The sequence below is a fragment of the Streptomyces sp. NPDC050549 genome, from assembly GCF_040655035.1.
GTDB lineage: Bacteria > Actinomycetota > Actinomycetes > Streptomycetales > Streptomycetaceae > Streptomyces.
On sequence record NZ_JBFAJD010000019.1, the window covers coordinates 80,017 to 104,520 of the forward strand.

The 24,504-nt window shown below is 70.7% G+C and carries 26 protein-coding genes; 16 read left to right on the top strand and 10 right to left on the bottom strand.

All coding sequences use genetic code 11. The features are described 5' to 3' along the window. The first annotated feature begins 24 nt into the window (after window positions 1–24). Window positions 25–327 (top strand): DUF4235 domain-containing protein, encoded by a 303-nt coding sequence (locus AB0I51_RS26495; RefSeq protein ID WP_362979167.1) that lies wholly within the window; start codon window positions 25–27, stop codon window positions 325–327. Between the two features lie 21 nt (window positions 328–348). Here the strand turns inward: AB0I51_RS26495 and AB0I51_RS26500 are convergent, their stop codons facing one another. Further along, entirely contained in the window at window positions 349–735 is a 387-nt protein-coding gene (locus AB0I51_RS26500) for a VOC family protein (protein WP_362979169.1), read from the bottom strand. Between the two features lie 177 nt (window positions 736–912). Between AB0I51_RS26500 and AB0I51_RS26505 the strand changes: the two genes are divergently transcribed. After that, window positions 913–1,647, top strand: a complete 735-nt coding sequence (locus tag AB0I51_RS26505; RefSeq protein WP_362979171.1) for a hypothetical protein — start codon at window positions 913–915, stop codon at window positions 1,645–1,647. Next, window positions 1,566–2,351, top strand: a complete 786-nt coding sequence (locus tag AB0I51_RS26510) for a hypothetical protein (protein WP_362979173.1) — start codon at window positions 1,566–1,568, stop codon at window positions 2,349–2,351. Before AB0I51_RS26505 ends, AB0I51_RS26510 begins: the two co-directional genes overlap by 82 nt. Here the strand turns inward: AB0I51_RS26510 and AB0I51_RS26515 are convergent. Continuing rightward, window positions 2,317–3,072, bottom strand: a complete 756-nt coding sequence (locus AB0I51_RS26515) for a helix-turn-helix domain-containing protein (RefSeq protein ID WP_362979175.1) — start codon at window positions 3,070–3,072, stop codon at window positions 2,317–2,319. The two genes, AB0I51_RS26510 and AB0I51_RS26515, sit on opposite strands and share 35 nt — an antisense overlap. A 134-nt stretch (window positions 3,073–3,206) precedes the next feature. Here AB0I51_RS26515 and AB0I51_RS26520 point away from each other — a divergent pair, with 134 nt between their 5' ends. From AB0I51_RS26520 to AB0I51_RS26535, 4 genes are all read left to right on the top strand, one after another. Beyond that, window positions 3,207–4,697, top strand: a complete 1,491-nt coding sequence (locus AB0I51_RS26520) for an APC family permease (RefSeq protein ID WP_362979177.1) — start codon at window positions 3,207–3,209, stop codon at window positions 4,695–4,697. A gap of 20 nt (window positions 4,698–4,717) precedes the next feature. Then, entirely contained in the window at window positions 4,718–6,349 is a 1,632-nt protein-coding gene (locus tag AB0I51_RS26525) for an amidohydrolase (RefSeq protein ID WP_362979179.1), read from the top strand. A gap of 74 nt (window positions 6,350–6,423) precedes the next feature. Then, the gene (locus tag AB0I51_RS26530) at window positions 6,424–6,786 is read left to right on the top strand and encodes a DUF1304 domain-containing protein (protein WP_359608614.1); all 363 of its coding nucleotides are present in this window, start codon (window positions 6,424–6,426) and stop codon (window positions 6,784–6,786) included. Next, the gene (locus tag AB0I51_RS26535; protein WP_362979181.1) at window positions 6,783–7,346 is read left to right on the top strand and encodes a TetR/AcrR family transcriptional regulator; all 564 of its coding nucleotides are present in this window, start codon (window positions 6,783–6,785) and stop codon (window positions 7,344–7,346) included. Before AB0I51_RS26530 ends, AB0I51_RS26535 begins: the two co-directional genes overlap by 4 nt. Before the next feature lie 7 nt (window positions 7,347–7,353). Here AB0I51_RS26535 and AB0I51_RS26540 read toward each other — a convergent pair whose 3' ends face one another. Together AB0I51_RS26540 and AB0I51_RS26545 are read right to left on the bottom strand one after the other, a co-directional pair. Then, window positions 7,354–8,181, bottom strand: a complete 828-nt coding sequence (locus tag AB0I51_RS26540; protein WP_362979183.1) for a hypothetical protein — start codon at window positions 8,179–8,181, stop codon at window positions 7,354–7,356. Window positions 8,182–8,238: 57 nt separating this feature from the next. Next, entirely contained in the window at window positions 8,239–9,186 is a 948-nt protein-coding gene (locus AB0I51_RS26545) for a helix-turn-helix domain-containing protein (protein ID WP_362979185.1), read from the bottom strand. A 71-nt stretch (window positions 9,187–9,257) separates the two neighbouring features. On the opposite strand from AB0I51_RS26545, the gene AB0I51_RS26550 reads away from it, so the two are divergent. Then, the gene (locus AB0I51_RS26550; protein ID WP_362979187.1) at window positions 9,258–10,208 is read left to right on the top strand and encodes an NADP-dependent oxidoreductase; all 951 of its coding nucleotides are present in this window, start codon (window positions 9,258–9,260) and stop codon (window positions 10,206–10,208) included. A gap of 5 nt (window positions 10,209–10,213) precedes the next feature. On the opposite strand, the gene AB0I51_RS26555 is transcribed toward AB0I51_RS26550, so the two are convergent. Beyond that, window positions 10,214–11,320, bottom strand: a complete 1,107-nt coding sequence (locus tag AB0I51_RS26555) for an NAD(P)-dependent alcohol dehydrogenase (RefSeq protein WP_362979189.1) — start codon at window positions 11,318–11,320, stop codon at window positions 10,214–10,216. A 25-nt stretch (window positions 11,321–11,345) separates the two neighbouring features. Next, on the bottom strand, window positions 11,346–12,800 hold the full coding sequence (locus AB0I51_RS26560; RefSeq protein ID WP_362979191.1) for an aldehyde dehydrogenase family protein: 1,455 nt from the start codon (window positions 12,798–12,800) through the stop codon (window positions 11,346–11,348). Between the two features lie 127 nt (window positions 12,801–12,927). Here AB0I51_RS26560 and AB0I51_RS26565 point away from each other — a divergent pair, with 127 nt between their 5' ends. Continuing rightward, window positions 12,928–13,365 carry a MarR family transcriptional regulator gene (locus AB0I51_RS26565; RefSeq protein ID WP_362979362.1) on the top strand — a complete coding sequence of 146 codons (438 nt, stop codon included), beginning with the start codon at window positions 12,928–12,930 and terminating at the stop codon, window positions 13,363–13,365. A gap of 156 nt (window positions 13,366–13,521) precedes the next feature. Beyond that, entirely contained in the window at window positions 13,522–13,902 is a 381-nt protein-coding gene (locus tag AB0I51_RS26570) for an anti-sigma factor antagonist (protein WP_362979193.1), read from the top strand. Window positions 13,903–13,911: 9 nt separating this feature from the next. Here AB0I51_RS26570 and tuf read toward each other — a convergent pair whose 3' ends face one another. Both tuf and AB0I51_RS26580 read right to left on the bottom strand, forming a co-directional pair. Further along, window positions 13,912–15,105 (bottom strand): elongation factor Tu, encoded by a 1,194-nt coding sequence (tuf, locus tag AB0I51_RS26575; protein WP_362979195.1) that lies wholly within the window; start codon window positions 15,103–15,105, stop codon window positions 13,912–13,914. A gap of 55 nt (window positions 15,106–15,160) precedes the next feature. Continuing rightward, window positions 15,161–16,114 carry a ribose-phosphate pyrophosphokinase gene (locus AB0I51_RS26580; RefSeq protein WP_362979197.1) on the bottom strand — a complete coding sequence of 318 codons (954 nt, stop codon included), beginning with the start codon at window positions 16,112–16,114 and terminating at the stop codon, window positions 15,161–15,163. Between the two features lie 197 nt (window positions 16,115–16,311). Between AB0I51_RS26580 and otr(A) the strand changes: the two genes are divergently transcribed. The 4 genes from otr(A) to AB0I51_RS26600 all read left to right on the top strand — a co-directional run bounded on the left by otr(A) (window position 16,312) and on the right by AB0I51_RS26600 (window position 21,244). After that, complete coding sequence (otr(A), locus tag AB0I51_RS26585; protein ID WP_362979199.1) at window positions 16,312–18,222, top strand: tetracycline resistance ribosomal protection protein Otr(A); 1,911 nt, start codon at window positions 16,312–16,314, stop codon at window positions 18,220–18,222. A gap of 205 nt (window positions 18,223–18,427) precedes the next feature. After that, window positions 18,428–19,090 carry a DUF4230 domain-containing protein gene (locus AB0I51_RS26590; protein WP_362979201.1) on the top strand — a complete coding sequence of 221 codons (663 nt, stop codon included), beginning with the start codon at window positions 18,428–18,430 and terminating at the stop codon, window positions 19,088–19,090. 132 nt (window positions 19,091–19,222) lie between these two features. Then, on the top strand, window positions 19,223–19,849 hold the full coding sequence (locus AB0I51_RS26595) for a VanZ family protein (protein WP_362979203.1): 627 nt from the start codon (window positions 19,223–19,225) through the stop codon (window positions 19,847–19,849). A gap of 153 nt (window positions 19,850–20,002) precedes the next feature. Then, window positions 20,003–21,244: a lectin gene (locus tag AB0I51_RS26600; protein ID WP_362979205.1), complete on the top strand. Its 1,242-nt coding sequence runs from the start codon at window positions 20,003–20,005 to the stop codon at window positions 21,242–21,244. An 11-nt stretch (window positions 21,245–21,255) separates the two neighbouring features. On the opposite strand, the gene AB0I51_RS26605 is transcribed toward AB0I51_RS26600, so the two are convergent. Continuing rightward, entirely contained in the window at window positions 21,256–21,492 is a 237-nt protein-coding gene (locus tag AB0I51_RS26605; RefSeq protein WP_362979207.1) for a hypothetical protein, read from the bottom strand. Window positions 21,493–21,572: 80 nt separating this feature from the next. Here AB0I51_RS26605 and AB0I51_RS26610 point away from each other — a divergent pair, with 80 nt between their 5' ends. Next, window positions 21,573–22,595: a PHP domain-containing protein gene (locus AB0I51_RS26610; RefSeq protein ID WP_362979208.1), complete on the top strand. Its 1,023-nt coding sequence runs from the start codon at window positions 21,573–21,575 to the stop codon at window positions 22,593–22,595. 292 nt (window positions 22,596–22,887) lie between these two features. Then, window positions 22,888–23,847, top strand: coding sequence for an SDR family NAD(P)-dependent oxidoreductase (locus AB0I51_RS26615; protein ID WP_362979210.1), 960 nt, complete (start codon window positions 22,888–22,890; stop codon window positions 23,845–23,847). Between the two features lie 4 nt (window positions 23,848–23,851). Here the strand turns inward: AB0I51_RS26615 and AB0I51_RS26620 are convergent, their stop codons facing one another. Then, on the bottom strand, window positions 23,852–24,502 hold the full coding sequence (locus tag AB0I51_RS26620; RefSeq protein ID WP_362979212.1) for a M15 family metallopeptidase: 651 nt from the start codon (window positions 24,500–24,502) through the stop codon (window positions 23,852–23,854). Between the last annotated feature and the right edge of the window lie 2 nt (window positions 24,503–24,504).

Genomic DNA, 24,504 nt, shown 5'->3' on the forward strand with positions numbered 1-24,504 from the left:
GCTCGTCCGCAGAAGGAGACCCCCGTGGCCAAGAACAAGAAGAAGAAGCTCCCCCTCGTCTACCAGCCCGTCGGCCTCGTCCTGGGTCTGGTGAGCGGCGCGCTAGCGGGTCGCGCCTTCCGCGCCACGTGGAAGGCGATACGGCACGAGGAGGACGCCCCCGACCCGCTGGACCGGGACCGCGGCTGGGGCGAGATCCTGTTGGCCGCCGCCCTCCAGGGCGCCCTGTTCGCGGTGGCACGCAGCGCGGCGGACCGTACCGGCGCGAAGGCCATCGAGCGTTCGACCGGTGTCTGGCCGTCGAAGGACAAGAGCGGCCGGGAGTAAGGGCGTTGAGGGGCCTCAGCCCTATTCGGACGTCGTGGCCGGCACCGGGCGCAGGGTGAAGGAGTGGCCGGCCGGGTCCGCGTACACGCGCTCCTCGTACGGGCCCGGCATGTCCTTCGTCTCCAGCGCGCGTCCTCCGAGGCCGATAACCCTGCGCTCCGCCTCGTCCAGGTCCTCCACCAGGAAGTCCAGGTGGACCTGCTGGTTGTTCTCGGCGCGGGGCCAGCTCGGTGGGATGGCGCCGGCGTCGCGGCGGAACGCCAGCCGGGTGCCGTCGGCGCCCCTGATCTCCACCTGGTCGAGCGAGATGTCCGTCTGTTCGCCGTCGAGCAACTCCGTGTAGAACACGGCGAGCTTCTCCGGCTCGACCGCGTCGAGCACCACGAAGCTTGCGTTCACGAGTGCCATGGTTCCTCCGAGAATTCAGGCGCGCAAGCGTCGAGTCCGGTTGCCACGCACCCAACGGGTATCCCCGTTCGGCCGGTTGATGCCGACGAAGCCGACGGTCGGCCGCGATCAACGAAAGCGCAACGACCGCACGGCTCCCCTGGTTCGGGTGTGACAAGGGATGCGAGAGTGGGGCGGATGAAGCCGCGTCTCGCCGTAGTGACCCCCGCCGTCTGCACCGCGCTGGCTCCGTTGAGCGGCTGCGGAAGCGGTGACGGCGCCGCCTCCCGTGAACCGTCGTCCTCCCCGCGCGGACCGAGCACGGCCGCCGCGAGCCGAACTCCCGCTCCGGGAAAGGGTTCCAGGGATCCCGACGACATCAACGGCGACGGACATCACGACCTCGTGGTGCCGGTCGCGGTCCACGGTGCCGGGGAGGACACCCTCGACGAACGGGTCGGTGTGGTCCACGGGTCGGCCAAGGGGCTCGACCCGTCGACGCGCACGGTCCTCGGGCGCGGCGACCTGGGCCTGCCCGCACCGGGCAAGCAACTGTCGGCGGCGAAGGACTCGGTGTCCGCAGCGAACGTCACGACCGCCGATCTGGACGGCTACGGCTTCCCCGACTTCGTCACGTCCGTCCAGGGCTCGACGGTGTCGGACGGCAACGTTGTCACGGCGCGTACCGTCCCGTACGTCAGCTGGGGCGGGTCCACCCCGAAGGCCTCCGCCACACCGGTTCAACTGCCGCAGAGCGCAAGCAGATTGCGCCTCCGCTCGCTGGTGCGCGGCGACTTCGACGGGGACGGGCACCACGACCTCGCCGGCTCGCGTACAACCACTCCTCCCTGGTGGTGCTCTACGGCCCGTTCACGCGCTCGGGCGCGCCCGAGCGCACCGACACGAGCCTCCCCTGGGTGGACGGCGAACTGATCGCCGACGCCGTCGACCCGTCCGGCGCTCCCCGCGCGACCTCGCTGCTGCTGCACGCGGTGAGCGACGGCGAGCAGTCCGGCAACACGCTCTTCACGGCCCGGCGGGGTGCCCGACTCTCGGGGTCCGGGCGTCGGTTGAGGAGCGGAAACGCCCACGTGTTCGGCGACTTCGACGGCGACGGGCAGCGCGATGTGGCCGTGGGCGACGACGGCAGCCGTAACGACGAACCCGGCTACGAGACCGAGCCGGCCGAGGTCGACGGCTCGCTCGCCGTGCGTCCGGGCGACGGCGGCGCACCGGTGACATACCGCCTGCCCGAGGCACCGGGGTCCGCGCGCACCGACTACGGGCCGGGCGGCTATGCGTCCGCCGACCCGGACGGCGACGGCCGGGACGGCATCCTCGTCGCCACGCACACGGGCGCCACACTCATCGACGACACCGGGCGGACCACGGTCCTGCGCGACGGACCCGCCACGACGGACGGCCGGCGGATCCCCGCGAAGTGGCGCCACGCCCGGCCCGTGGGAGCCGCCGACTTCGACAGGGACGGCAAGGACGAACTGATCCTGAACTGGGGCGCCGACGCCAAGTTCGGCTACTACGGCGAGCCCGCCACCCGCTGGTGGATCACGGACGGCACGACCTCCGGGGACCGGGCCACGTTCACGACGACGGACTTCGCCCAAGGCTCCTCGTAGGCAGCGCCCGCTCCCCGGCCCGGATCTCCGCGAGCCGCGCCGCCGCCGCGCTCAGCAGCAGGTCCTGGGCCGCCGGGTAGGAGCTGTGCCGCATGGTGGCCACGAGATGGCGGGCCGTGGCCGCGATGTGCGGGTGCGTGTCGGCGGGCAGCCGGGCGTACGTCGCCTGCCATACGGCTGCCTCCGCGTCGCGGGCCGGTTTCGGCAGCGCCGTGTTCGCGGAGTCGAGAGCGCCGAAGGCGAGGGCCTGGTCGACGTAGGCGTGGTAGATCCGCGCCGCGTCGGCGTCGGGGAAACCGGCCCCGCGCAGCACTCCGAGGATCGTCTCCACGGCCTGGATCTCGTACACCCGCCCGGTCACCCGGTACGAGCTGAGCATCGCCGCCCTCGGATGTGCGAGCGCGCCCGCGTGCATGCGCAGGCCCAGGTCACGCAGGTCGGCCAGCCAGTCGCCGGTGGGATGCCAGGTGCGCAGCGTGCGGCCGATCAGTTCGTCGGCGACGGCCAGCATCAGGTCGTCGGTGTGCCTGAAGTAGCGGTACAGGGAGCTGGGGTCGGCGCCCAGGGCGCGGCCGAGGCGGCGTACCGAGAGGGCCTCGGCGCCGTGTTCCTCGATCAGTCTGAGGGCCGTCTCGACGATCAGTTCCCCGGACAGGACCACGCCCTGCTTGGTGGGACGTCTGCGCCGCCGGTCGGCCGCCGGGACGACACGGTCGCTCATCCGGCACCTCCTCGCTGCTCGGTTCCGGGTGTCCGCACCTTATGACAACACCGTTGACCTGTTAAGGGCCCGCGCAGTTTCATGTGCGTTCACCGGGGCCGTCCGGGCCCCCCGGTGCGAGCGGAGAGCACGCCATGATCGACACGCCACCCCCGTCGGGGCCCGCCCTGCGCAAGTCCCTCGGGCTGCTGGACGGCGTCGCCATCGCCGCGTCCAGCACCGCCGCGACCACCAGCATCGGCATCGGACTGGGCGTGACCGCCGGGGTGGTCGGGCTGCATCTGCCGGCCATCATGCTGCTGGCGTTCCTGCCGATCCTGGGCATCGCGGGCGCCTACTCCCGCCTCAACAAGGTCGAACCGAACGCGGGCAACGGCTATGTGTGGGTGGGCCGTTCACTCACCCCGTGGCTCGGTTTCCTGGTCGGCTGGGTGAACATCGTCGCGACGATCGCGTTCCTCGCGTACACGACGGCGGTCACCGGCTCGGCGATGATCCAGTTCGCCGGGGAGGCCGGGGTGCACGCGGTGGGCGGCCTCGCCCTCGATCCGGGCTCGACGGCCCAGACCACCACCGTCGGCGTCGTCGTCCTGATCGCCGTCACCCTGACCGCCGTCACCGGCGTCCGCACCGCCGCCCGCCTCCAGACCGGACTGCTGATCTTCGAGTACGTCGTCCTGCTCGGCTTCTGCGGCTACGGCATCGTCACCGGCCCGCACTCCTTCAGCCTCAGCTGGTTCGACCCCTTCGCCATCCCCTCCGCGTCGGCGCTCGCCCAGGGCCTGCTCCTCTCGGTGTTCTGCTACTGGGGATTCGAGGCCGCGTTCACCGTGAACGAGGAGGTGCGCGACCCCCGTGACGCGTCCCGGGCCGGGCTGATCACCCTGGTGACGATGCTGGGCCTGTTCCTGCTCGGCTCGATCGCCTTCCAACGGGTGTTGTCCGAGGGGGAGTTGGCGGGCCACGGCGCCCAGGGACTGGCGTACTTCGGCGACCGGCTCGCGTCCCGGCCGCTGGCCGCGCTACCGCTGGTGGCCCTGATGTTCTCGGCGGTCGCCTCCCTCCAGGCCGGCGTGATCCCCACCGCCCGGGGCATGTTCGCGATGAGCCGGGACCGTACGCTCGGCCCGGTCTGGTCGAAGGTCAGCTCCCGCTACGGCACCCCGGCCCTCGGCACCCTGCTGATCGGCGCGCTGGCGACAGCGGTTGCCGCGCTGGCGCTGGTGATACCCCGCCTCGCCGACATGATCATGGCGACGGTGAACGCCGTGGGCATCGTCGTCGCCCTCTCCTACGCGCTCACCGCCCTCGCGGCCGCCGTGCGCTTCCGCTCCCTCCTCCGGGAGAACTGGCGGCAGGGCATCCGCGCGGTGGTGCTGCCCACGCTGAGCGCCCTGGCCCTGCTGGGGCTCGGCGGTTACCTCGCCTGGTCCTTCTACACCTCCACCGACCACCTCGAAGTCAGCGCGGACAACGGCTGGTTCCTGCTGCTCACCCCGGCCGCGATGATCGTGTCGGGTTTCGTGGCCGCCGCCTGGGCGAAGTGGATACGCAGGTCGCCCTACTTCACGTCCGGGGAGGGTACCGACGCCGACGCCCCGCAGCTGCTCGCCACTTCTTCCTGACCCCTGCAAGGAAACGGACCATGCACGCAGACCTCCTCTTCACCAACGGCCCCGTCCTCACCCCCGAGGGCCGCACGGCGACCGCCGTGGCCGTCACCGGCGACCGCATCACGGCCGTAGGACATGCCGAGGTGCACGACCTCGCCGGGCCGGGCACTCAAGTCGTCGATCTGGCGGGGCGGTTGCTGCTGCCCGGGTTCCAGGACGCGCATGTGCATCCGGTGCCGGCGGGGCTTGAGCTGACGCAGTGCGACTTGACGGGAACCAGGACCGCGGCCGACACGCTCGCCGCCGTGCGCGCCTATGCAGACGCGCATCCCGAGCGGGAGTGGATCACCGGCGGCGGGTGGTCGATGGAGGCGTTCGAGGGCGGTACGCCGGCGAAGGAGCTGCTGGACTCGGTCGTACCGGACCGGCCGGTGTATCTGCCCAACCGCGACCATCACGGCGCGTGGGTCAACAGCCGGGCCCTGGAGCTGGCGGGCATCACGCGGGACACGCCCGATCCGGCGGACGGGCGGATCGAGCGGGACGCGTCGGGCGAACCGGCCGGGACGCTCCAGGAGGGGGCGATGCAGCTGGTCGGCAGGTTCACGCCCCCGACCACCCCGGGCGACCGGCTGGCCGCGCTGCTGCACGCCCAGCGGCATCTGCACGCGCTCGGCATCACGGCCTGGCAGGACGCGATCGTGGGGAAGTTCGCGGGGATGGACGATCCGTCGGACGCGTATGTGACCGCCGCCCGCGACGGTTCGCTCACCGCGCGCGTGGTCGGCGCGCTGTGGTGGGACCGGGAGCGCGGGGCCGAGCAGATCCCCGAACTCGCCGAGCGGAGGGCCGCGTTGAGCCAAGGCCGGTTCCGCGCGGGCAGTGTGAAGCTGATGCTGGACGGGGTCGCCGAGACCGGTACCGCCGCCCTGCTCGACCCCTACCTGGACAAGTGCGGCTGCGCCACGGGAAACCGGGGCACCAGCTTCATCGACCCGGGCCAACTGCCCAAGTATGTGACCGAGTTGGACGCGCTCGGTTTCCAGTGCCACTTCCACGCGCTGGGCGACCGGGCCGTACGGAACGCGCTGGACGCGGTCGAGGCGGCACGGGAGGCGAACGGGACGAGCGACACCCGGCCGCATCTCGCGCACCTCCAGGTGGTGCACCCGGACGACGTGGCGCGGTTCGCGCGGCTCGGCGCGGTCGCGAACATCCAGCCCCTGTGGGCGGCGCACGAACCGCAGATGGACGAGCTGACGATTCCGTTCCTCGGACCCGAACGCGCCCTGCGGCAGTACCCGTTCGGGGCGCTGCTGCGGTCCGGGGCCACGCTCGCGGCGGGCAGCGACTGGCCGGTCAGCAGTCCCGATCCGCTGCAGGGCATCCATGTCGCGGTCAACCGGGTCGAACCCGGAAGCGCCGGGCCGGTGTTCCTGCCCGGCGAGCGCATCGGGCTCGCCGAGGCGCTCACCGCGTACACCGCGGGTTCGGCGTATGCGAACCATCTGGACGACACCGGCCGGGTGGCGGCGGGGGCGTTGGCGGATCTGGTGGTCCTGGACCGTGATCCGTTCGCCGTTCCGCCGGAGGAGATCGCACGGACGCGGGTGGCGCTCACCTATGTGGGAGGGGCGGAGGTGTACGCGGCCGACGGGGCCTGACCGGAGTGGTCGTTCATAGACAGGTGTCCAGCTATAGTGGACACCTGTCCATTACGACGAAGGGTCGGCTGATCGTGGAGACGCTCGCGAACGTGCTGGTGGGCCTGGTGGCCGCGCTGCATCTGTACATCCTGGTGCTGGAGATGTTCCTGTGGGAGAAGAAGCCCGGGCGCGGCCTGCACGGCTTCGATCCCGAAATGGCGAGAGCCACCGCGCCGTTGGCCGCCAACCAGGGGCTGTACAACGGCTTCCTCGCCGCCGGTCTGATCTGGGGTCTGATCGCCGCCGACCCGACCGGTTTCCGCGCCCAGGTGTTCTTCCTGAGCTGTGTCGTGGTCGCGGGCGTCTACGGCACGGTGACGGCGAACCGGCGCATCCTGTTCGCGCAGGCGCTTCCCGGCGCGCTGGCCCTGGCCGCCGTACTGATCGCGCGGTGAGCCGCGCCGAGCCCGAGGACCCGCGGGCCGCCCGCACCCGGGCACGGCTGCGCCGGGCCCTCCTCGACGAGTGCACCGAACACCCCCTGGAGGAGGTCGGCGTCGCCGCCCTGGTGCGCCGGGCCGGCGTCGGCCGGGCCACGTTCTACGTCCACTACGACGGCCTGGAGGCGCTCGCGGTCGACGCCTGCGCGGACGTCGTACGGGACGCGGTGGAGGCGCTGCACGCCTGGCGCGGGCGGCCCGACCCTGTGCACGCGCCGCCCGCGCTGCCGGAGTTCTTCGCCGGTCTGCTCCCGCACGCGGCCCTGTACCGCACCCTGTTGAGCCCGGGCGGCGGTGGTCCGCTCGGCCGGGTGCTGCACCGGGACCTGCGCGCCTACAGCCTCCGTGAGCGTGAACTCGCGGGTGCGGCGGACGCCCCGCTGGTCGCCTCGGCGGTCGCCGGGACCTTCGGCGGTGTTTTGGCCGACTGGCTGCACGGCCTGTTGGAGGGCACGCCGGAGGAAATCGCCGACCAGGTATGGCAGTTGCTGGTCGCCCTGCACATGAGCCGGTGACGACAGCTCACAGACAGGCCTGCCCGTCCTTCACCGACGGCCAGGCCTCCACGCCGTCCGGTGTGCGGACGTAGGCCTTCGACGCGTCGGCCGCGAGCCACAACTCCCAGTCCTGGTAACGGTATCCGGTATCACGGGCGGTCGCGGGCATGGAGACGTCGCCGTCGTAGGGGGCGGTGAGCATCCCGGCCGGGAGCACCTTGTCCGGATCGCGGGCGTACAGCCTGCCCTTCGCGCCCTTGCCGGTCTGCAGGAAGTGCGCCTTCTGCCAGTCGCAGTGCGCGGCCCCGACCGAGCTGCTCACCACCGTCGTCGGCACGCGCTTCCCGTGCGTGTCGGTCCAGATCTCGTACCCGTGCGCCTTGGTGAAGCTCGCCGGGAATTCCGCCGGGTCGCAGGAGGCGCTGGTCTCCGGGCCCCAACCAGGCCTGTTCTTCTGGTCCTTGGCGACGACGACGGCGACCTTGGTGCGGCCGTCGACGTCGTAGGAGAACAGGACGCGCCCGCTCTCCTTGCGCTCGACGCGATAGCCCGTGCGCGGGACGTCCGGCTGCTCGATGTCGAAGTACGTCCGCAGGCCGCCCTCAGGTGTCTTGCCGCCGTCGCCCTTGCTCCACGCGTCGGCGCCGCCGCCCGCGTACCTCGCCCCGTCGCACTCCAGCGCCCGGCCGGCCGCACCCGGCTTGTCGGAACCGGCGGCCGCCACGTACAGCGGTCCGTCGTAGGGCGTGGCCGGCGGTGTGCCCGCGACCACGACGTCTCCCCCGCCCTTGGTGCCACATCCCACCGCGGTCGCCGCCACCAGCACGGCCACCGCCCCGAGCCCACTGCGCATGCCCTGCCCCCTCACGTCTTGTTCCTACGACGCACGGTCGACCCGAAACGTTGGGATTCAGCGGGCTTCCTGGAACGTACGCCGGTAGGCCTGCGGCGAGACCCCGATCGCCGCGTGCAGATGCTGGCGCAGGGACGCGCCGGTCGCGAAGCCGACGCGGCCGGCGATCTGGTCGACCGACAGGTCACTGGCCTCCAGCAGGTCGCGGGCGCGGGCGACCCGCTGCTGGATCAGCCAGCGGCCGGGGCTGAGGCCCACCTCGTCGTTGAAGCGGCGGGCGAAGGTGCGCAGGCTCATTCCGGCGTGGCGGGCCAGGTCGTTCAGGGCGAGGGGTTCGTCGAGGCGGGTCAGGGCCCAGTCGCGGGTGGCGGCCGTGCTCGTGGCGCCGGAGTCCGGCACCGGCTGCTGGATGTACTGGGCCTGGCCGCCGTCGCGGAACGGCGGGACGACACAGCGGCGGGCGACGGTGTTGGCGAGTTCGCTGCCGTGGTCGGTGCGCACGATGTGCAGGCAGATGTCGACTCCGGAGGCCGCGCCGGCGGAGGTGAGGATCCGGCCGTCCTGCACGAAGAGCACGTCGGGGTCCAGGTCGACCTGGGGATACAGGGCCCGGAAGCGGTCGACGACCTGCCAGTGGGTGGTGGCGCGGCGGCCGTCGAGGAGTCCGGCGGCGGCGAGCACGAAGGCGGCCGTGCAGATGGAGACGATGCGGGCGTCGGGGCGGATCCGGGCGAGGGCGTCGGCGATCCCGGCGGGCAGTCCCTCGGGGATGCGCAGGGTCGCCATGGAGGCGACCACGACCGTGTCCGCCGTTTCGAGGATCTCCGGCCCGTGCTCCACCGCGACCGAGAAGTCGGCGCTGGTGCGCACCGGACGGCCGTCGACCGTACAGGTCAGCACCTCGTAGCGGCCGTCGGCGGCGCCGAAGATCCGGCTGGGGATGCCCAGCTCGAAGGGGTAGACGCCGTCGAGCGCCAGGACCACGACCCGTTCCACATGCTGCATGGCACGATTCTATCGAAGGTTGGCCATCGTGCCATTTTCTTGTCGTGCGGGACCCGGCAAGCTCAATGAACATGAGCACTGTGAACACCATGCGCGTCATCACGCAGCACGTCCTCGGCGGTCCCGAGGTCCTCGAAGTCGCGGAGATCGAGCGGCCCGCGCCGCGCGCCAACGAGATCCTGATCAAGGTGCGGGCGGCCGGGCTCAACCCCACCGACTGGAAGCACCGGAAGACCGGCGGATTCCTCGGCGAGCCCCCGTTCGTCCTCGGCTGGGACGTCTCGGGCGTCGTCGAGGCCGTCGGTGTCGGTGTCGCCCGTTTCAAGGCCGGCGACGAGGTCTTCGGGATGCTGTCCTACCCGTGGGGCCACGGCTCGCACGCCGAGTACGTCGCCGCTCCGGCCCGCTCCTTCGTCCACAAGCCGGCCGCGATCGACCACGTCCAGGCGGGCGCGCTGCCCCTGGTCTCGCTGACCGCATGGCAGGCGCTGGTGGAGAACGCGGACGTCCAGCCGGGCCGGCGGGTGCTGGTCCACGCGGCGGCCGGCGGGGTCGGGCATGTGGCCGTGCAGATCGCCAAGGCGCGCGGCGCATATGTGATCGGTACGGCGAGCGCGGGCAAGCACGGCTTCCTGCGCGAGCTGGGCGTCGACGAGGCGATCGACTACCGGGAGACCGACTTCGCCGATGCGGTGAAGGACGTGGACGTGGTCCTCGACACGGTCGGCGGCGAGACCGCGCTCAAGTCGCTGCGGGTGCTGCGTCCGGGCGGGGTCGTGGTGTCGATCATTCCGATCGGTACGGCGGAGTTCCCCGAGGAGGCCGAGCGGCTCGGTGTGCGCGCGGTCCGGATGCTCGTCGACGCCGACCGCGCCGACATGGAGGCCGTCGCGGAGCTCGTCGAGGCGGGGAAGCTGCGCGCGACGATCGCCGGGGCGTTCCCGCTGGCCGAGGCCGCCGAGGCACACAGGCTCGGCGGCACCGGCCGGACTTCGGGCAAGCTGGTGCTGACGGTCGACTGAGCAGGTCAGAAGGTGAGCACGGGCTTGATCGTCTTGCCCGCGCTCATGTCCCGCACCGCCTGGTCGATGTCCGCGAACGGATACGTGGTGATCAGGCGGTGCAGCGGGAGCCGCCCCGCCTTCACCAGCCGCACGAGGGCGGGGATGAAACTCTGCGTCTCGCTGTCCCCGAGGGTGAGGCCCTCGATGCGCTTGCCGGGGATCAACCCGTTGACGTCCAGGGCGACTTCACTGCCGAACGGCGGCGCTCCCACGACGACCAGGGTGCCCCGGGCGGCGAGGGCGTCCGCGCCCTGACGGAGGACGGCGACACTGCCGGTGGTCTCCACGATGCCGTCGGCGCCCTGTCCGTCGGTCAGCACCGCGAGGGTCTCGCCGAGGTCGGCCTCACCGGCGTTGACGGTGTGGGTGGCACCCAACTCCTTTGCCAGCGAGAGGCGTTCGGCGACCTTGTCGACGGCGATGATCCGGGTGGCCGGGGTCAGCGCGGCCGCCATCACCGCCGAAAGGCCGACCGCCCCGGCGCCGAGCACCACGACCGTGTCACCGAGCCGGGGCTTGAGGACGTTCCAGACGGCGCCGACCCCTGTCTGGACCCCGCAGCCCAGCGGGGCGATCGACTCCAGCGGCACCTCCGGGTCGACCTTGACGAGGCTGCGCTCGTCGACCAACGCCCGCTCCGCGAACGACGATTGACCGAAGAAGTGGCCGCCGAGCGGCTCACCGTCCCGGCTGATGGTGCTGCTGCCGTCGGCGCGGCGACCGCCGATGAGGTTCAGCGGGAGCCAGGTCGCGCAGTAGGCGGGGTGTCCGCCCTGGCAGTTGCGGCAGTCGCCGCAGGACGTGAAGGACAGCACGACATGGTCGCCGGGTGCGACACCGGTGACGGCGGAGCCGACCTCCTCGACGACACCGGCGCCCTCGTGACCGAGAACTCCCGGGAGCGGAAAGGGCAGTCCGCCGCTCGCCACGCCAAGGTCGGTGTGGCACAGGCCTGTTGCGACGACCCGGACCAACGCCTCGTGCGGGCCGGGCTCGGCCAGCTCGACGTCGGTGAGTGTGAAGGGTGCGCCGCCCGACTCGACGACGGCCGCGCGCGTGATGGTGGACATCGCAGAAACTCCTTGGTGGGCCGGGTCAGTCGAGCGAGACGACGACGGACTTGGTCCGGGTGTAGGCGGCCAGGCCTTCGGGGCCGTACTCGCGGCCGAAGCCGGAGTCCTTGACGCCGCCGAAGGGGACGTTGGGGTCGAGCATCGCCCAGTCATTGATCCAGACGATGCCCGCCTGGAGGCGGTCCGCGATGCGGTGGGCGCGGGCCAGGTTGCCGGTCTGGACGCCGGAAGCCAGGCCGTAGGGCGTGGAGTTGGCGAGTTCGACGGCCTCGTCCTCGGTGTCGAAGGGCTGCACGGTGAGGACCGGGCCGAAGATCTCCTCCTGGATCACCCGGGAGTCGTTGGTGAGGTCGGCGATGACGGTGGGCTTGTAGTAGTAGCCGCCGTCGAGGTCGAGGCGTTCGCCGCCGCAGACGATGCGGGCGCCCTCCTTGCGGGCGAGGTCGACGTATTCCTCGACCTTGCGCAGATGCTTCTCCCCCGCCATCGGGCCGACAACGGTCTCGGGCAGCCGGGGGTCGCCGAGCGGTACGCCGGGGACGGCGTCGGCGAGGATGTTGAGGAGGGTGCTGTAGACGGGGCGGGCCACCAGCAGGCGGGGGCCGCCCATGCAGAACTGGCCGGTGTTGAAGACGAAGCCCTTGATGACCGCGCCGACGGCCTTCTCCAGGTCGGCGTCCTCGAAGACGATGTGGGCCGCGTTGCCGCCGAGCTCCATGGTCACGGGCTTGAGGTTCTCGCCGGCGATACTCGCGGCGTGCCGGCCGACGGCGGTGGAGCCGGTGAACGCGATCTTGTCGACGCCCGCGTGCCGCAGGAGGGCCTCTCCGGCGACCGGTCCCGAGCCGGTGACGACGTTGACGACACCGTCCGGGACACCGGCCCGCTGGAGCAGTCCGGCCATGTAGAGGGCGCTGAGCGGGGTCTCGTCGGCGGGCTTGTGGACCACGGTGTTGCCGGCCGCGAGGGCGGGGGCGAGCTTCGAACCGGCAAGGATCAGGGGGAAGTTGAAGGGGGTGATCGCGGCGACCACGCCCAGCGGCTCGCGCTTGGTGTAGGCGAGGGCGTTGAGCGGGGTGTCGCGGGTCGAGCCGTCCAGGGAGAAGGCCAGGGCGGCGTAGTGCTCGTAGTCGTTGGCCGCGTTCGTGACGTCGACGGCGTGGCACAGGGTGATGGGCTTGCCTACGTCGAGGCTCTCCAGCCGGGCGAGTTCGTCCGCGTTCTCGCGGATGAGTTCGGCGACGCGGTGCAGGATCCGGCCGCGTTCACGACCGCTGAGGCCGGACCAGCGGCCACTGTCGAAGGCCTCGCGGGCGGCGCGGACGGCCGCGTCCACGTCGGCGGGGCCCGCCTCGGCGACCGTGGTGACGACCCGACCCCGGGACGGGTCGACCACCTCGGTGCGCGCTCCGTCGGCGGCCTCGCGCCACTGCCCCCCGACGAACAGGCGGCCGGGTTCGATCTCGAAGGCGGTCATCGCCACTCCTCAGCATCGTTGCCAAGATTTCAATCAACAGGATTCCTGTTGGTTGCTCGTCTGGTCCGCAGTCTCATTACAGACAGGTTTCCTGTCAATGCTCTAGGGTGAATCCATGGCTGAATCCCTGGTTGGCGCCCAAGCGACGAAGACGCTCCCGTCCCTGCTGTACATGGTCAAGCAGGTGGAGCTGGTCGTCCGCTCACGCCTGGACGAGCTGGTCAGGCCATATGGTGTCACCGCACTCCAGTACACCGCGCTCACGGTCCTGGAGCGACACGACGGCCTGTCGGCGGCACAACTGGCCCGCGATTCCTTCGTCACCGCGCAGTCCATCGCCGATCTGGTCCGCTCACTGGAGGGACGCGGACTGATCCGCCGCGAGCGAAATCCGCGCAGCCGGCGCGAGCTGCTGATCCTGCTGACCGACGCGGGGCGCGAGCTGCTGACCGGCTGCGCCGGGCCGGTGCGGGAGCTGGAGGAGCGGATGGTGCGCGAGCTCACAGCGCATCAGAGCGAGCAGTTCCGCCAGGCGCTTTCCAAGGCCTGGCACGCGTTGTCGTAGGCCCGCACCGAACATCTCAGAAAGCTCTGGCTCGATTCGAAGACATATGTCAATCGAACATGCTCAAATTCACTCCATCGAGGGTAACTTTCAGGGCGGGGAACGGTTTTGTGCTCAACCCCGCTTCACCGAGGGCCGGTTGGAGGGGATGTGGTCGTGCAGCAGGAACCCGCGCCGCTCACCCGGCATCTGCGTATCCACCAGGACCGTGGGTTCACGGTCCTGGAGTTCCGCGGGGAGATCGACATCGTCGCGGCGATGGAGATCCTCCCGTCCCTGGACCGGGTGACGGGGTGGCCGGACGCGCGGATCGTGATCGATCTGAGGCAGGTCGAGTTCTTCGACTGCTCGGGGCTGCGCCCGCTGTACCGGGCACGGCAGCGGCTGCTGGAGCGGGACGGCAGGCTGCATCTGGTCTGCACCCACCCGCTGACCCTGCGCATCCTGCGGGTCACCGGTCTGAGCCGGCTGTTACCGCCGCAGCCGACGCTGGACGCGGCCCTGGGGCAGCCCGAGGCCACGTCCGGCACGTTGTGACGACAGGGGTTATTTCACGATCCTGGTGACCTGACCGGCACCCACCGTCCGGCCGCCCTCCCGGATCGCGAACTTCAACCCCTCCTCCATCGCGATGGGCTGGATCAGCTCGACGTGCATGGTCGTGTTGTCGCCCGGCATGACCATCTCGGTGCCCTTGGGCAGGGTCACCACACCGGTCACGTCCGTCGTGCGGAAGTAGAACTGCGGCCGGTAGTTGTGGAAGAAGGGCGTGTGCCGGCCGCCCTCGTCCTTGGAGAGGATGTAGGCGCGGGCCTCGAACTCCACGTGCGGGGTGACCGATCCGGGCTTGATGACGACCTGGCCGCGCTCCACGTCCTCGCGCTTCACCCCGCGCAGCAGCAGTCCGACGTTCTCGCCGGCCCGGCCCTCGTCGAGGAGTTTGCGGAACATCTCGATACCGGTGACGGTCGTCCTCGTCTTCTGCGGGTGGATGCCGATGATCTCCACCTCGTTGTTGACCTTCAGCACCCCGCGCTCGATCCGGCCGGTGACCACCGTGCCGCGCCCGGTGATGGTGAAGACGTCCTCGATCGGCAGCAGGAACGGCCGGTCCACGTCCCGCACCGGCTGGGGCACGAACTCGTCGACTGCGTCGAGGAGTTCGAGGATCGAGGCGGTCCACTCGGGGTCCCCTTCGAGGGCCTTGAGCGCGGACACCTTGACCACCGGGAGGTCGTCGCCGGGGAACTCGTACTCGGTGAGCAGTTCCCGCACCTCCAGCTCGACCAGTTCCAGGATCTCCTCGTCGTCGACCATGTCCGTCTTGTTGAGGGCGACGACGATGTACGGCACACCGACCTGCCGGGCCAGCAGCACGTGTTCCTTGGTCTGCGGCATGGGTCCGTCGGTGGCCGCGACGACCAGGATCGCGCCGTCCATCTGAGCCGCGCCGGTGATCATGTTCTTGATGTAGTCGGCGTGCCCGGGGCAGTCGACGTGCGCGTAGTGCCGGCGTTCGGTCTGGTACTCGACATGGGCGATCGAGATCGTGATGCCGCGCTGCCGCTCCTCGGGCGCCTTGTCGATCTGGTCGAACGGCGTGAAGGGGTTGAGGTCGGGAAACCGGTCGTGCAGCACCTTCGTGATGGCCGCTGTGAGAGTGGTCTTGCCGTGGTCGATGTGACCGATGGTGCCGACGTTCACATGGGGTTTGGTCCGCTCGAACTTCGCCTTCGCCACGGCGAGTCCTCCTGATCACCTCGGTGCTGCCGAGCGTTGCTCCGTCCCCTCATGTCTATTCGTTCGGCGGCGCGTCGAACAGGGCGCTGACGGACTCACCGTTGTGAATGCGACGCACGGCCTCGGCGAGCGCCGGGGCGATGGACAGGATGCGCAGCTTCTCGGTGCGCTCCTCCTCGGGCACGGGCACGGTGTTGGTACAGACGATCTCCAGCACGTCGGGCTGCTCGCCGATCCGCTTGAGCGCGCCCGCCGCGAACAGGCCGTGGGTGCAGGCGACCCGGATCGAGCGCGGGCCCAAGTCCCGTAGCCGGTCCAGGAGTTCGAGCACGGTGCTGCCCTTGGCGATCTCGTCGTCCAGGACGATGACGTCCCGGTCGGCGATGTCGCCGATGACGGAGCTGATGACGACCCGGTCGTCCGCGTACCGCTGCTTGGCGCCGGCCGCCACCTGGGCGCCGATCAGCCGGGCGAACGCGGCGGCCTCCTTGGCGTTGCCGAGGTCGGGGGAGACGACGGTGGTGCGGGAGAGGTCGTACTGCCGGAAGTGCGCGGCGAGTTCGCGCAGCGCGTGCAGATGGTCGACGGGCACCGAGAAGAAGCCGTGCACCTGGGGCGAGTGCAGCGTCATGGCCAGGACGCGGCTCGCGCCCGCGGCCACCATGAGGTCGGCGACCAGCCGTCCGCCGAGCGAGATGCGCGGGGCGTCCTTCTTGTCGGAGCGGGCGTAGGAGTAGTGCGGCATGACGACGGTGATCCGCCCGGCGGAGGCGCCGCGCGCCGCGTCGCACATCAACAGCAGCTCCACCAGGTTCTCCTGAACCGGTTTGACGAGCGGCTGGATCAGAAAGACGTCCCGTTCCCGGCAGTTGGCCTGGAGCTGTACCTCCAGGCAGTCGTTGGCGAACCGGCTGACCCGGGTCGGGCTGAGCGGTACATCGAGATGCGCGCAGACCTCCTTCGCCAACTCGGGGTGGGCACTCCCGCTGAACACGGCGATGTCTCGCACGATCTGCTCCTCGCATGATCATTCCCGGCCGTGGTTCATGCTACTGACCCGCGAAAACGGGTTGCGTGCCGCCCACTCCTGCACGCCATGATGGCGGCGCCCGTACTCCCCCGCATGTCAGGAGCCCCAGATGCGCCGACTCCTCGGAATCAACCAGCCTTCCCACTGGACGACGGTTCTCGAGGACTCGACCACGCATGCACACCCTGAACATCGGAATCCTGGCCCACGTCGACGCCGGTAAGACCAGCCTCACCGAGCGGCTGCTGTTCGACCACGGCGCGATCGACCGGCTCGGCAGCGTCGACGCCGGTGACACTCGTACGGACGACGGCGCGATCGAGCGACGGCGCGGGATCACCATCCGTTCGGCCGTCGCCGCCTTCACCGTCGGCGACACCCAGATCAACCTGATCGACACCCCCGGCCACGCGGACTTCGTCGCGGAGGTCGAGCGTGCCCTGGAGGTGCTCGACGGCGCGGTACTGCTGCTGTCCGCCGTGGAGGGCGTCCAGGCGCAGACCCGGATCCTGCTGCGGACCCTGCGGCGGCTACGGCTGCCCACGCTCGTCTTCGTCAACAAGATCGACCGGGCCGGCGCCCGCGCCGACGACCTCGTTGTGGACATCCGCCGCCGGCTGACCCCGCACGTCGTACCGCTGACGGACGTGACGGGCCTCGGCACGCCCGGCGCCCGCGTGCTGCCCCGCCCGCCCGGCGACCCGGACCTGGCCGAGTCCCTGGCCGACGTCGACCCGTCCGTTCTCGCGGCGGTCGTCGACGGCCCGCAGCCCACACCGGACGACCTGCGCAAGGCCCTCGCCACCCGCACGGCCGACGGTTCGATCCACCCACTCTTGTTCGGCTCGGCCCTGAGCGGCCAGGGAATCCTCCAACTCGTCCAGAACATGGTCCGGTTGATCCCGCCCGCACCGGCCGGCCCGGGCAGCCCGAGAGGCACGGTGTTCGCGGTACGCCCCGGCCCCGGCCGCGAACGGACGGCGTATCTGCGGCTCTACGACGGTGAGGTGGCCCCGCAGCAGCGGCTCACGTTCCGCCGGCACGGGGCGGACGGCCGGGCCGTCGAGGTCCCCGGACGGGTCACGCGTCTCGAAGTGATCGGCCGGCCCGGCCCGCTCACCGCCGGGAACATCGGCGCGCTGACCGGCCCGAAGGACATCCGGGTGGGCGACCGGCTCGGTGAACTCACCGAGCGGGCACCGCAGTTCGCGCCGCCGACCCTGGAGACGGTCGTACGGGCCCGTTGTCCCGAGCAGGCGGCGGCGCTGCGCTCGGCGCTGCTGGCGCTGGCCGACCAGGACCCGCTGCTGCACGCGCGGCCCGCCGCCTCCGGGGCGACCGTGCTGCTCCTGTACGGCGAGGTCCAGAAGGATGTCCTCGCGGCGACCCTCGTCCAGGACTTCGGCGTCGAGGCCGACTTCGAGCCGAGCCGGGTGCGGTTCCTGGAACGCCCGGCCGGGACCGGCGAGGCCTGCGAGGAACTGCCGTGGCGCGACGGCACCCGCTACTGGGCGACGATCGGACTGCGCGTCGAACCGGGAGAGCGCGGCTCCGGCGGGGTCTTCGCGTACGAGACCGAACTCGGCGCGCTCCCCCGCGCGTTCCACCAGGCCGTCGAGGACACGGTCCACGCGACCCTGCTCAGCGGGCTGCACGGCGCACCGGTGACGGACTGCCGGGTCACCCTCACCCGGTCCGGATTCGTCGGCCCGCTCAGCACGGCCGCCGACTTCCGGGGTCTCACCCCGGTCGTGCTGCGGCGGGCGCTGCGGCTGGCGGGGACGCGGCTGTACGAGCCGTACGTCGCCTTCGAGGCGGAGGTCCCACTGGACGCGCTCGCGCCGGTGACCTCGCAACTCGCTTCCTGTCGTGCCGAGTTCACGGGAACGACCGGGGGTGTCGGCTCCTGGCTGATCACCGGTGGGCTGCCTGCCCGGCGGGTGCGGGAGGTGGAGTCGGCCCTGCCGGGGCTCACGCACGGTGAGGGGGTGTGGTGGTCGCGTCCGTCCGGCGACCGTGAACTGCGGTCGCACCGAGGCGTGTTCGGGGCGTCCGCGGCCAGTGTCACAACATGGAGCGGACCGTGATCCGGAAAGGTCACGAGACGCATGGGGCGAGGCGGCCGGGAAATGCTGTCTGCGCGGTCGACCAGGGCCCCTGGCGCGCCGGAACAGTGACTTTTCCCGCTTGTGCGCCCTCCGCGCTCCCGTCGGCGCGCCCGTTCCACCAACGGGTCGGTCTGACAGCGAATTTGGGGGGCATGCGGATACCGAGGAAGGGAGGGCCGTCCCCATGACGACTTCCATCAGCCGTATACCCCGGCGGATGCCGGGCTGGGCGAAGGTGCTCACCGCCGTCGTCGTTGTGATCGCCGTGCTGTTCGCCGGGCTCCGGCTTGCCGTGCTGCCGGGACTGCGTGACATCTTCGGCACCGAGACCCACGACCGTTCGGGTCCGGCGCTACTCAAGTCCATTCAGGACATGAGCCGTTACGACGCGGCCTCCGGCAACTTCCAGGTCGTCGTGGATCTGGAGAAGGACGCCAAGTTCCTGCCCGAGGCGATCCGCGGTACCCGCACGCTGTACGTCGGCGCGGGCACCGTGGAGGGCTATGTCGACCTGGGCAAGCTCGGCAAGCAGGACGTGACGGTCAACGGCGACCGCACGTCGGCCAGCATCAAGCTGCCGCACGCGACGCTCGGCAAGCCGGCGCTGGACCCGGACCACTCGTACACGGTCTCCAAGCAGCGCGGTCTGCTGGACCGCCTGGGCGACGTCTTCTCCGACAACCCCAACAGCGAGCAGGCCGTGCAGAAGCTCGCCTCCAAGCACATCGCCGCGGCGGCGAAGACCAGCGGTCTGACCACGCGCGCCGAGACCAACACCACCAACATGCTCAAGGGCCTGCTCGGCTCGCTGGGCTTTACCACGGTGACCATCTCGTACGCGGCCTGAGCAGCCATCGGCAACCCGTGTGCGGGCACATGCGCCGCACACGGGTTCCGTCCGCCCGTCACGGCATCCTCCGCCGAATCGGGGGTAACCGCCCTGCCAGACAGGGAAGTTGAAGACCGGAGGACCTCACGCATGGGCCGTACCGCCGCACGTCTGCGCCGCATCTGGACCGGGCCCAAGACCGAGGCCGGGCCGAAAGCGGCCCGCGCCCCGCGACAGTCGAAGCCCGAACCTCCCCAGCGCCACCGACTCCCTCTCCCGCTACGCCTGTTGGCAATGCTGGTCGGCTTCGTCTTCATGGTGGCGTTCGCCGTCGTACTGGCCAAGCTCACGCTGGAACCGTCGCCCGCGTCCAAGGCGCTCGTGCACACCAATCTGCACCCGGGCCGCTCCCTGAAGGCCTATCTCGACCAGCCGGCCATGCGCGACGCCATCAAGCAGATCGGCGGGAACGTGGTGCTCGGCATCCCGTTCGGGGTGCTGGTGCCCGTGTTCGCGCCACGGGCGCGCGGCATCCTGAAGGTGCTGCTGCTGACCGCGACCGTAATGCTCCTGGTGGAGTTCGCGCAGGGCGCGCTGATCACCGGGCGGGCCTTCGACATCGACGACGTCATCCTCAACACCACGGGCGCGCTGATCGGTTGGGTCCTGCTGGGGCGCCGGCTCGGCCGGGCGGTGCACGCGCGGAAGCCCGTCGCGAAGGCGGCAAGGACATCGAAGGCGGCGAAGGCGCCCAAAGCGCCGAAGGCCGCGTCGTAACGATCAACTACTGGCCCGCAACTTTCAACCAGTGGTCCGTACCAAGGTATTGACGCTCTCCTTATCTCACTCCTTAAATCAAGAGGCGACGCTTTCACCCCCCACCTCAGTCGGCGTGTCGGTCCCCACGTCCGCCGCACAGAAGGGAATGCCGTGGCCTCCACACGCGTACTCCGCAGATGCCTCTTCGCCGCCCTGTCCGCCGCGCTGGTCGCCTCCGCCGCGATCGGTCCGGCGCAGGCGGCCTCCACGTCGGACGCCCAGGCGGACGCCGTCACGTTCTCCGACACCTTCGACGGAGCGGCCGGCAGTGCCGTCAACTCCTCGAAGTGGACGCAGGAGACCGGCGACAACGTCAACAATCACGAGCGTGAGTACTACACGTCCGGCACCAACAACGCGGCCCTGGACGGCCAGGGCCATCTGGTGATCACGGCCAAGAAGGAGAACCCCGCCAACTACCAGTGCTGGTACGGCACTTGTCAGTACACCTCGGCCCGGCTGAACACCTCCGGGAAGTTCAGCGCGCAGTACGGACATGTCGAGGCCCGGATGAAGATCCCGCGCGGGCAGGGGATGTGGCCCGCGTTCTGGATGCTCGGCACCGACATCGGCTCGGTCGGCTGGCCCAACTCGGGGGAGATCGACGTCATGGAGAACGTCGGCTTCGAGCCCTCCACGGTCCACGGCACCATCCACGGCCCCGGCTACTCCGGTGCCAACGGGATAGGCGCCGGCTACACGCTGGCGAACGGCGCGGCCTTCGCGGACGCCTTCCACACGTTCGCCGTCGACTGGGCGCCCAACTCGATCAAGTGGTCGGTCGACGGGGTCGTCTACGAGACGCGCACCCCCGCCGACGTGGGCGGCAACACCTGGGCGTTCAACAAGCCGTTCTTCCTGATCCTCAACCTGGCGGTCGGCGGCGACTGGCCGGGCGACCCGAACAGCGCCACGGCGTTCCCGGCTCAGCTGGTGGTGGACTCGGTGTCCGTCACCACGAGCGACACGGCCACCGGGGTGGCGATCAGGGGCCTCGCCGGCAAGTGCGTCGACGTCAACGGAGCGAACTCCGCCAACGGCACCGCCGTACAGCTCTACGACTGCAACGGCTCCGCCGCCCAGCAGTGGACCGTGGGCTCCGACGGCACGATCCGCGCCCTCGGCAAGTGCCTGGACGTGAACGCCGGCGGCACCGCGGACGGCACCAAGGTCCAGCTCTACGACTGCAACGGCAGCGCCGCCCAGCAATGGGCCGTCAGCTCGGCGAACGACATCGTCAACCCGCAGGCCAACAAGTGCCTGGACGTCACCGGCAACAACTCGGCCAACGGCACCCCGCTGCAGATCTGGACCTGCTCGGGCGGCGCCAACCAGAAGTGGACGGTCGGCTGATTCCGTAGGGGCTAGTGCGGCAGCCAGGTGAGTTTGTCCCCGCCGACCCAACGGACCACGTCCGGGTCGTCCAGGTCGCGGACCGTGATGCCGTGCACGGCCGCGACCTGTAGGACGTCGGTGATCCCTCGGGCCTCGCAGACCATCACCCCGTCGATCTCCACGATGCGGAACGGCGGGGTACCGGGCTGCACCTTGAGCACCATGATCCGCGGGGTCGAGATGTGCGGGCTGGCGATTTCGGTCATGCAATAGAGCCTAGAACGCATCACGCGGTCGCGAATGGTCCAAGGTGCCAGGCCGGGGGCCGCTCGCGGGAGGAGGCTCGATGGATCCCGTGCAGGCACTGGACCGGATCGCCTTCCTGCTGGAACGGTCCCTGGCCCCGACGTACCGCGTACGCGCCTTCCGTACGGCGGCCAGAATCCTGTCGGCGCTCCCCGAGGGCGAGGTCGCCGAACGCGCGGCGGCCGGGACGCTGGAGTCCCTCAAGGGCATCGGCCAGAAGACCGCACAGGTGGCCCGCGAGGCCCTGGACGGACAGGTCCCCGCCTATCTGGAGCAACTGGAGGCCGAGGCCCCCGCGCCGGCCGGTCCCGGCGGCGAAGAGCTGCGGGCCCTGTTGCGCGGGGACTGCCACCTCCACTCCGACTGGTCGGACGGCGGCAGCCCGATCGAGGAGATGGGCCGTACGGCGGCCCGGCTCGGACACGAGTGGGCGGTGCTCACCGACCACTCGCCCCGGCTGACCGTCGCCCGTGGCCTGTCCCCCGGGCGGCTGCGCGAGCAGCTGGACGTGGTGGCCGCGCTGAACGAGACCTGGGCACCCTTCCGGCTGCTCACCGGCATCGAGTGCGACATCCTCGAGGACGGCTCGCTGGACCAGGAACCGGAGCTGCTGGAGCGGCTCGACGTGGTGGTGGTCTCCGTGCACTCCAAGCTGCGCATGGAGTCCCGCGCCATGACCCGCCGCATGGTGGCCGCCGTACGGAATCCCCACGCGGACATCCTCGGGCACTGCACCGGGCGGCTGCTCATCGGGCGGGACGGGGGCGCCGCGCGGCCGGAGTCGGAGTTCGACGCGGACGCGGTGTTCGCCGCGTGTGCCGAGTCGGGCACGGCCGTGGAGATCAACAGCCGTCCGGAACGGCTCGACCCGCCGCGGCGGCTGCTGCGTAAGGCCGTCGAAGCGGGGGTGCTGTTCTCGGTCGACACCGACGCGCACGCGCCCGGTCAGCTCGACTGGCAGATCAACGGCTGCGCGCGGGCGGAGGAGTGCGGGGTGCCCGCCGAACGGGTGCTGACGACCTGGTCCGCGGACGAGCTGCTGGACTGGACCAATGGCAGGTGATGCACATCACCGCGTACGGCGGACGGCGCAGGAACACCCATCCGTAGTTCGCCGTTGAACAGACCGTGGGTGCGGAGGGAACAGTGTCCCCGGGCCTCAACCTCCGCCCACAGGGAAGATCGTTCGGCTGAAGCCCTGTGGAGCCTTTCGCCGCGAGGCGACCGCCTTCCGCGCCCACCACCTGGCCGCCCCGGCCGTGATTCCCCCGTCGCGGTCGGGGCTTCCCCATGTCCGGGTCCGCGCGGCTCCTCCGCTTGACTTCGAGCGCACTTCAATTCGTAGCGTTCCCCTCATGACCACTGCACAGCACAAGATCGGTTCGGGATTCGACGCGAAGAGCACCGCCGACGACGTCCTGGAGGGCCTCGACCTCGGCGGGAAGCTCGCCATCCTCACCGGCGGCTACTCGGGGCTCGGCCTGGAGGCCACCCGCGCGCTCACCAGGGCGGGCGCCCGGGTGGTCGTCCCCGCGCGACGCCCCGACGCCGCCCGGGAGGCCGTGGCCGGGCTGCCCGGCGTCGAGGTGGACGAGCTGGACCTCGCCGACCTGGAGAGCGTGCGCGGCTTCGCCGAGCGGTTCCTCGCCTCCGGCCGCACCGTCGACTACATGATCGACAACGCCGGGATCATGGCCTGCCCGGAGACCCGGGTCGGGCCCGGCTGGGAGGCGCAGTTCGCCACCAACCACCTCGGTCACTTCGCCCTCGTGAACCGGCTGTGGCCGGCCATCGAGCCGGGCGGCGCCCGCGTGGTCTCGGTGTCCTCGCGCGCCCATCACTTCTCCGGGATGCGCTGGGACGACGTCCAGTGGACCCAGGGCTACGACAAGTGGGAGGCGTACGGCCAGGCGAAGACCGCGAACGTCCTCTTCGCGGTCCACCTCGACAGGCTGGCCGCCGGCCGCGACGTCCGAGCCTTCTCGCTCCACCCCGGCGGCATCATCACACCGTTGCAGCGTCACCTCCCCAAGGCGGAGATGGTCGAGCGCGGCTGGATCGACGAGCAGGGCAACGTGCTGAACCCCGCGGGCTTCAAGACCCCGGAGCAGGGCGCGGCCACCGAGGTCTGGGCAGCGACCTCGCCCCAGCTGGCCGACATGGGCGGCGTCTACCTGGAGGACTGCGACATCGCGGAGCCCGCCCCCGACGGCGACGAGCGCTCCGGCGTCAAGTCCTGGGCGACCGACCCCGAGCAGGCGGCGCGGTTGTGGCAGCTGTCCGCGGAACTCACGGGTGTGAACGCCTTCGCTTAAGCCGTCACGAGAGTTCCTTCGACCCGTACAGAGCGGCGGGCGCATCGGTCGTCAGCGCCCAGTAGCGATCACCGTACGACCAATGCCACCACTCCGTGGGGTAGTTGACGAGTCCGACCGCGCCGAGCGCCCTGCCCAGCACAGCGCGGTTGGCCCGGGCCCCGGCGGTGATGTTGCCGGCGCCGGTGTAGCAGGCCCCGTCGCTCTGCTCCGGATTGGCGTTCATCGGGGTGCCCAGGTCGAGTTCACGGCCGTCGGCATCGGCTAGCGTCAGATCGACGGCCGCGCCGGCGGTGTGCGGGGCGTTCTCGGGCGGCGACACATAGCGGCTGGCGGCCGACCGGATCCGGTCGGCGGACCAGTCCGGGTTGGCGGCGCGCAGCTCGTCGCCGTATCTCTCGAAGTAGCGGCGCTGGAGCGCCGGCGGCCGGTATCCCTCCACGAACAGCAGTCGCAGGCCACCGGGCAACAGCGCTTCCGCTGCGAGCAGCCGGTCCAGCACGCCCCGGCGCAGGTGGAGTTGCGCGCCGTCGGAGTCCTTGTTCTTGCGGCCGTCGACCAGCAGTACGCCGCTCACGTCGACGAGGGGCTCCCCGCACTCCTCGACGGGGACGGCGGCGACCCGGGCGTCGGACATCAGGACGATTTCGCGCATGG

Bases quoted from the DNA above. Each gene is read 5' to 3' on its own strand.
- AB0I51_RS26500 (WP_362979169.1), bottom strand. From the start codon at position 735: ATGGCACTCGTGAACGCAAGCTTCGTGGTGCTCGACGCGGTCGAGCCG.
- AB0I51_RS26505 (WP_362979171.1), top strand. From the start codon at position 913: ATGAAGCCGCGTCTCGCCGTAGTGACCCCCGCCGTCTGCACCGCGCTG.
- AB0I51_RS26515 (WP_362979175.1), bottom strand. From the start codon at position 3,072: ATGAGCGACCGTGTCGTCCCGGCGGCCGACCGGCGGCGCAGACGTCCC.
- AB0I51_RS26520 (WP_362979177.1), top strand. From the start codon at position 3,207: ATGATCGACACGCCACCCCCGTCGGGGCCCGCCCTGCGCAAGTCCCTC.
- AB0I51_RS26525 (WP_362979179.1), top strand. From the start codon at position 4,718: ATGCACGCAGACCTCCTCTTCACCAACGGCCCCGTCCTCACCCCCGAG.
- AB0I51_RS26540 (WP_362979183.1), bottom strand. From the start codon at position 8,181: ATGCGCAGTGGGCTCGGGGCGGTGGCCGTGCTGGTGGCGGCGACCGCG.
- AB0I51_RS26545 (WP_362979185.1), bottom strand. From the start codon at position 9,186: ATGCAGCATGTGGAACGGGTCGTGGTCCTGGCGCTCGACGGCGTCTAC.
- AB0I51_RS26550 (WP_362979187.1), top strand. From the start codon at position 9,258: ATGAGCACTGTGAACACCATGCGCGTCATCACGCAGCACGTCCTCGGC.
- AB0I51_RS26555 (WP_362979189.1), bottom strand. From the start codon at position 11,320: ATGTCCACCATCACGCGCGCGGCCGTCGTCGAGTCGGGCGGCGCACCC.
- AB0I51_RS26560 (WP_362979191.1), bottom strand. From the start codon at position 12,800: ATGACCGCCTTCGAGATCGAACCCGGCCGCCTGTTCGTCGGGGGGCAG.
- AB0I51_RS26590 (WP_362979201.1), top strand. From the start codon at position 18,428: ATGACGACTTCCATCAGCCGTATACCCCGGCGGATGCCGGGCTGGGCG.
- AB0I51_RS26595 (WP_362979203.1), top strand. From the start codon at position 19,223: ATGGGCCGTACCGCCGCACGTCTGCGCCGCATCTGGACCGGGCCCAAG.
- AB0I51_RS26605 (WP_362979207.1), bottom strand. From the start codon at position 21,492: ATGACCGAAATCGCCAGCCCGCACATCTCGACCCCGCGGATCATGGTG.
- AB0I51_RS26610 (WP_362979208.1), top strand. From the start codon at position 21,573: ATGGATCCCGTGCAGGCACTGGACCGGATCGCCTTCCTGCTGGAACGG.
- AB0I51_RS26615 (WP_362979210.1), top strand. From the start codon at position 22,888: ATGACCACTGCACAGCACAAGATCGGTTCGGGATTCGACGCGAAGAGC.
- AB0I51_RS26620 (WP_362979212.1), bottom strand. From the start codon at position 24,502: ATGCGCGAAATCGTCCTGATGTCCGACGCCCGGGTCGCCGCCGTCCCC.